At 58.3% G+C, this 6,350-nt stretch carries 5 protein-coding genes; 4 read left to right on the top strand and 1 reads right to left on the bottom strand.

Annotated elements, in window-relative coordinates; translation table 11 throughout:
• The 3 genes from ABEV74_RS07525 to ABEV74_RS07515 form a co-directional block, all read left to right on the top strand.
• Nucleotides 1–574: type 2 periplasmic-binding domain-containing protein (locus ABEV74_RS07525; RefSeq protein ID WP_488168581.1), on the top strand; the 574-nt coding region annotated here is incomplete at its 5' end.
• Nucleotides 575–822: 248 nt separating this feature from the next.
• Nucleotides 823–1,815 (top strand): LacI family DNA-binding transcriptional regulator, encoded by a 993-nt coding sequence (locus ABEV74_RS07520; protein ID WP_062494588.1) that lies wholly within the window; start codon nt 823–825, stop codon nt 1,813–1,815.
• A gap of 403 nt (nt 1,816–2,218) precedes the next feature.
• Nucleotides 2,219–4,012 (top strand): L-fucose isomerase, encoded by a 1,794-nt coding sequence (locus ABEV74_RS07515; RefSeq protein ID WP_430144796.1) that lies wholly within the window; start codon nt 2,219–2,221, stop codon nt 4,010–4,012.
• A gap of 82 nt (nt 4,013–4,094) precedes the next feature.
• On the opposite strand, the gene ABEV74_RS07510 is transcribed toward ABEV74_RS07515, so the two are convergent.
• A complete protein-coding gene (locus ABEV74_RS07510) occupies nt 4,095–5,027 on the bottom strand; it encodes a TauD/TfdA dioxygenase family protein (protein ID WP_430144793.1) in 933 nt (310 codons plus the stop codon).
• 415 nt (nt 5,028–5,442) lie between these two features.
• Between ABEV74_RS07510 and ABEV74_RS07505 the strand changes: the two genes are divergently transcribed.
• Nucleotides 5,443–6,345 carry an ABC transporter permease gene (locus ABEV74_RS07505; protein WP_430144790.1) on the top strand — a complete coding sequence of 301 codons (903 nt, stop codon included), beginning with the start codon at nt 5,443–5,445 and terminating at the stop codon, nt 6,343–6,345.
• Nucleotides 6,346–6,350: the final 5 nt, after the last annotated feature.

The raw sequence follows: 6,350 nt of genomic DNA, 5'->3' as shown, positions 1-6,350 counted from the left end.
CGCACTTTCGAAATTCAGGTTCATGATCACCGACAAAAACAAAAATCCGGAGCGGACGATCAAATGGATCGACTTCTGGTACGGGGAGGAAGGGGCGAACTTCGGATTTTTCGGCAAGGAAGGCGTAACCTACAATATCGTCGACGGCAAGCCGAAATATATCGATGAAATCGCCAATTACGAAGGCGGCCAGCAGCTCGGCGCGCTGCAGTACGTCGACAACGTGTACGGCGGCTATTACCCGTACCTGGAGCCGGATGCCGAAATGCGCCGCACCGTCAAAGGGATGACGATGATGGACGAATTCCGCCAGACGCCGGAGGACGCCGAGAAATACGCGACGGCCGAGCGCTGGCCGAGATTCATGCCGTCCGCCGAGGAAAGCGCGGAGCTGATCCCGATTTTGACGGACATCAACCAGTACATCTCGGAAGCCCGCGTCAAATTCGTCACCGGCGAATGGGATATCAACGGCGCGCAGTGGGACGATTATGTCAAGACGCTGAATCAGATGGGCGCCGAGCGCTATCTCGAAATCAAGAAAGGACAATACGAGCGTTACGCCAACTCGTAACGGGACGGACAGCCGCCGCGGTCGCGCACCGGGCGGCTTTCGTTTTCATGACCGCGAGAGACGGGCGTCGGTGAAATGACGGTTTGCGGATATATAACCGGAGCGCCGAGCATAGCGATATAACGGTTGCGGATTTATAACCGGAGCGCGTGGCACGGTGAAATGACGGTTGCGGAAATCGCGAAGGCGTGTTATTGTGAATGTGTAAACGTTATCCTACAGGCGACAGAACCGAAAGGCAGATTGTGATGCAATCGATAACGATCAAGGACGTAGCCCGCGAAGCCGGCGTGTCGACCGCCACCGTATCCCGGGTGCTGAACCGGAACGGTTACGTCAGCCATGAAGTGCGGCAGCAGGTATTGGCCGTCGTCAAGCGGCTCAATTATCAGCCGAACGCGCTGGCCCGCAGCCTGAAGCAGGAGCGGACAAGGACGGTCGGCATGGTGCTGCCGGACATGACCAATCCCTATTTTATGGCTGTGGCGCGTACGATTCAGCGGCGTCTGCTCGCGCACGGATACCGGCTGTTCTATATGGATTGCGACGAGGACGCCGAACGCGAGCGCGAGGCGATTCGCGTGCTGCAGGAAATGCGGACCGAAGCGGTCATTCTGGCGGGCACCGGCGGCAATGCCGACGCGGTCGCCCGGATGATCGAAGCCGGCCGAACGGTCGTGCTGATCGACCGGACGATCGACGGGATTCGCGCCGATGCCGTAACCGACGACAACGCGGGCGCCGCGGACGAAGCGGCGGCCCATCTGCTCGGCAAGTACGGCCCCCGCTTCGGGATCATTACCGGACCGCGAAGCACGAGCACGTCGCGCGAACGTGCGGCCGGCGTGAAGCGGGCGTTGGAACGGGCAGGCTGTCCGTCCGATCCCGCGCTGTGGTACGAAGGCGACTACACCCGGCGTGCGGGTATGGAAGCGGGGCATTATTTTCTCGGTATGAACGAGCCGCCGCTTGCCGTGTTCTCGTTCAATAACGAGATGACCTACGGCTTCTATCTCGCGATGAAGCAGCGCGGCCTGCCGCTTGACGCGCTTGAAGTCGTATCGTTCGGGGAGCTGGACGCCGCCCCGCTGTTCGAAAACCGGCTGTCGGTCATCCGCCAGCATCCCGACCAAATCGGCGAAGCGGCGGCGGACATCGTCGTCAGCCGTCTGGAAGGCGGAGCGGAGGGCGAGCCCGTGCAGCGGGTAATTATGCCGGCGCTCGAGACGGCTTCCCGCTGAAGAGCGGCATGATGCAACGAAAGGCCGAGTGGCTGAAAAGCCATTTGGCAGCGCTTTGATGTAAACGGTAACACAAGGCGGAGCGATTGCGGAGAAAGGTGCGGGGCGAAGCGTCATGCGGACGGCTTTTCGCGCCGTCTTCTACGCCGGCATCTGTGTCGGCTTCTGAGTCGGCAGTCCCGGCCCCGGCTACGACGCCGGCTTGTGCGCCGGCTGTCCTGGCCCCGGCTGCGACGCCGGCATCTGTGTCGACATCTGAGTCGGCTTTCCGCGCCGGCTTCTGCACCGGCTTCCAGGCCGGCATCTGTATCGGCAGTCCAGACCCGGTCGTTCGCCACTTCGCCATCCCTCTTGTGTAATCGTTAACATATCAATCCTAATCCATGGTTTGGAGGTTGCGACTATGATCAAGAAGCATATTGGCAATCGGCTTGTCGGCGACATGCCCAAGATCGGCATTCGTCCGATCGTGGACGGGCGCAGAGGCGGAATCCGGGAATCGCTGGAAGAGGTAACGATGAACATGGCGCGCGCCGTCGCGGAGCTGCTCTCTTCGCGGCTGCGCCACTCGAACGGCTTGCCGGTGGAATGCGTCGTGGCCGACACCTGCATCGGCGGCGTTGCGGAGGCGGCGCAGACGGCGGCCAAGTTCGAGCGGGAAGGCGTCGGCGTGTCCATCTCGGTAACGCCGTCCTGGTGTTACCCGCTGGAGACGATCGACACGCATCCGACGATGCCCAAAGCGATCTGGGGATTTAACGGCACGGAACGGCCCGGCGCCGTCTATCTGGCGGCCGCGAATTCGGCCCATAACCAGAAAGGGCTGCCAACCTTCAGCATCTACGGCCGCGATGTGCAGGATATGGGCGATACGACGATTCCGGCCGACGTGGAGGAGAAGCTGCTGCGCTTTGCCAAGGCGGCGCTTGCCGTCGCCACGATGAAGGGCAAATCTTACCTGTCCCTCGGCTCCGTGTCGATGGGCATCGCGGGATGCATCGCCGACGAACCGTTCTTCCAGCGGTACCTCGGCATGCGCAACGAATACGTCGACATGTCGGAGTTCGTCCGCCGCATCGAGCGCGGCATCTATGATGCCGAGGAATTCGAACGTGCGCTGGCATGGGCGAAAGCGAACTGCCAGCCGGGCCAGGACGTCAATTCGCCGCATCTGAAGCGGAGCGACGAGCAGAAAGAGCGGGATTGGGAAACGGTTGTCAAAATGGCGCTGATCGCCCGCGACCTGATGGTCGGCAACCCGAAGCTGGCCGAGATGGGCTACGGCGAGGAGGCGCTCGGCCGCAACGCGATCGCCGCAGGCTTCCAGGGACAGCGCCAGTGGACCGACCATTTCCCGACAGGCGACTTCATGGAAGCGATTCTGTCTTCCTCCTTCGACTGGAACGGCATTCGGGAGCCTTACATTTTATCTACCGAAAACGATACGTTGAACGCGGTTACGATGCTGTTCGGGCATCTGCTGACCGACGCGGCGCAAATTTTCGCCGACGTGCGCACATACTGGAGTCCTGAGGCGGTCAAGCGGGTAACGGGCAAACAGCTCGAAGGGCGCGCCGCCGGCGGCGTCATTCATCTGATCAACTCCGGACCGGCCGCGCTCGACGGCACCGGCTGCATGACGAAGAACGGCGAACCGGCGATGAAGCCGTTCTGGGAAATTGAGGAGCATGAAGTCGAGGCGTGTCTGAAGGCGACGAAATGGTGCCCGGCGGTCGATTTCTTCCGCGGAGGCGGCTTCTCCACCGATTTCCTGACCAAAGGCGGCATGCCGGTGACGATGGCCCGCATCAATCTGATTCACGGTCTGGGCCCTGTGCTGCAACTGGCCGAAGGCTATACGGTCGATCTGCCGGAGGACATCCATGATGCGCTCGACAAGCGGACCGATCCGACGTGGCCGACGACATGGTTCGTGCCGAACTTGACCGGAACAGGCGCGTTCCGCGACGTCTATTCCGTCATGGCGACCTGGGGCTCGAACCATTGTGCGCTCAGCTACGGGCATATCGGCGCGGATCTGATCACGCTCGCCGCCATGCTGCGCATTCCGGTCAGCATGCATAACGTATCCGCTGACCGCATCTTCCGCCCGAGCCTGTGGTCGGCCTTCGGCACGTCCGATCCCGAATCGGCCGACTATCGCGCCTGCGCCCAGCTCGGACCGCTGTACGGCTGAACCGGATACCTTCATCTCCGCATCCCGTTTCTCCGGCACAGGAGAAACGGGATGCTTTATCCTCGTACGAACCGGGGCGCCGTCAGGCGCCTTTTTCTTCGATAACATGCGGCTTCGGCGTGCGGCTTACGCTGCGCTTGCCGTCGATGCTGACGGGCACCTCGCCGACAATGGTGACTCTGCGCACGACGCGATGCTGGTTGCCGTAATCGTTGATCGCATAGTGCTGGGTGGCCCGATTGTCCCATATGACGACATCGCCGACTTCCCAATGCCAGCGGACCGTATTTTCCAATCGGGTAACATAATCCTGCAGAATGGCATAAAGCCGGGCCGAATCGGCTTGCGGCAAACCTAAAATCCGTTTTACAAAGTGGCCGAGCACCAATGTTCGTTCCCCGGTTTCCGGATGGACCCGCACCACCGGATGCTCGGTCTCGTATATCGTCGAAGCGAATACTTCCTTGTGCCGGCGCAGCGCATCTTCCGACGGCTGCAAATGGCGCGCCGCATAATCGTAATCGTTCGTGTGCAGCGCCCACAGTCCGTCGGCCAAGCTGCGCAGACTGGGAGGGAGATGCTCGTAGGCGGCTGCAGTATTGGCCCAGACGGTATCGCCGCCTGCTTCGGGAACGACAACCGCCCGGAGAATGGATGCCTTGGGGTAAGCGTCGATGAACGTGACATCCGTATGCCAGGAATCCGCGCGTCCTCCGCCATGAGACGAATCGAGCTCCATAATATAATCCGTTCCCTGTCTGACAGGCACTGTCGGGTGGGCGATCGGCTCGCCGAACAGCCGGGCGAATGCTTCCTGCGATGCGTCGTCCAGATGATGCTGTCCGCGGAAAAACAACACTTTATATTTCAGCAATGCTTCCCGAATCTTGTTCAATTCCGCAGCCGGCAAATCCGCCGAAAGACGGATGCCCCTGATTTCCGCGCCGATTCTGCCGGCCACAGGGTGAATGCTGAACGGTAATGCGCCTCGATCGTTCACAGCAGTTTCGCTCATAAAAAATACCTCCCATACAAAATTATAGTAAAGACCCGATTCCGGCGAACAAAGCGGACTAACGGGCCGTTTACCCGTACCCCGGACCGACCGCCAACGAAAAAACGCCATACTCGGCCGAAAGATTCCTGCCGGACATGGCGTCTCTAGTGGTCTAGTCAACACACGTTAAATCACATTAAACAACTCGGATATATAGAATTAATCACATCATACTTTTGCGAACTTTTGGCGTCAATACTTTTTTCAAAAAATTTTTGTGTTGACATTTGCCGCGGATGACGTAATATAATTCATTGTAATCAAATCGGATTAATAAAAAACTATCATATTCCGTCGACCGGTTTACTGGAGACACAGCCGCAGCTTGCCATGCTGCCTGTGTCTTTTTTTGTTTTAGGAGGGGAGCGAAACGATGTCCTGGTGGGGATATGTCTGGCGTCGCCGGTACTTGTATTTGATGATTGTGCCGGCGATCGCATACTATGCCATTTTTCATTATCTTCCGTTGTACGGGGCGATCATTGCGTTTAAAGATTTCAATATTACGAAAGGGATCATCGGAAGTTCGTGGGCGGGATTTCGGCATTTCGAATATTTATTTTCACTGGACAAGTTTTGGCAGGTGATCGGCAATACGATTATCATCAGCCTGAACCGGCTCGTTTTCGGGTTCCCTTTTCCGCTGATCGTCGCGCTGCTTCTGAATGAAGTACGGCTGGCGGTGTTCAAGAAAACCGTGCAAACCGTCATTTATCTCCCTCACTTCATCTCGTGGGTCATTCTCGGAGGCTTGATGGTCAACTTGTTGACGATCGACAACGGAGTCGTCAACAACGTGATTCGCGCCTTGGGCGGAACGCCCGTCGGATTTATGAGCGATGAATCGGTATTTCGCCAAACGCTCGTCTTTTCGATGATCTGGAAGGAGTTCGGCTGGAATTCCATCATCTATATGGCGGCATTGGCGGGCGTAAGTCCGCATTTGTACGAGGCCGCGATGATCGACGGGGCGAACCGATGGCGCCGCATGCTTCATATTACGCTGCCGTGTATTCGCAACACGATTATCATTTTGCTTATTCTCATGCTGGGCGGCATCATGGAAGCCGGCTTCGAGCAAATTTTCGTGCTGTACCACCCGGGCGTCTATTCGGTGGCGGACATCATCGATACGTACGTTTACCGGACAGGTCTGTCGGAAGGAAGATTCAGTCTGGCGGCGGCGGTCGGGCTGTTCAAGTCGATGATCAATTTCGCGCTGCTGCTTATCGCCAACAAGCTGGCCAGAATGATGGGCGAACAAGGTGTCTATTAGGAGGG

It is taken from the genome of Paenibacillus cisolokensis (genome assembly GCF_050481165.1).
GTDB lineage: Bacteria > Bacillota > Bacilli > Paenibacillales > Paenibacillaceae > Paenibacillus_AH > Paenibacillus_AH cisolokensis.
The sequence above is the reverse complement of the archived record's forward strand: the minus strand, read 5'-3'. Positions and strand labels throughout refer to the sequence as shown.

What these genes read in the sequence shown, in the direction of transcription:
- ABEV74_RS07510 (WP_430144793.1), bottom strand. Translation starts at nt 5,027, where the DNA reads ATGAGCGAAACTGCTGTGAACGATCGAGGCGCATTACCGTTCAGCATT.
- ABEV74_RS07505 (WP_430144790.1), top strand. Translation starts at nt 5,443, where the DNA reads ATGTCCTGGTGGGGATATGTCTGGCGTCGCCGGTACTTGTATTTGATG.
- ABEV74_RS07520 (WP_062494588.1), top strand. Translation starts at nt 823, where the DNA reads ATGCAATCGATAACGATCAAGGACGTAGCCCGCGAAGCCGGCGTGTCG.
- ABEV74_RS07515 (WP_430144796.1), top strand. Translation starts at nt 2,219, where the DNA reads ATGATCAAGAAGCATATTGGCAATCGGCTTGTCGGCGACATGCCCAAG.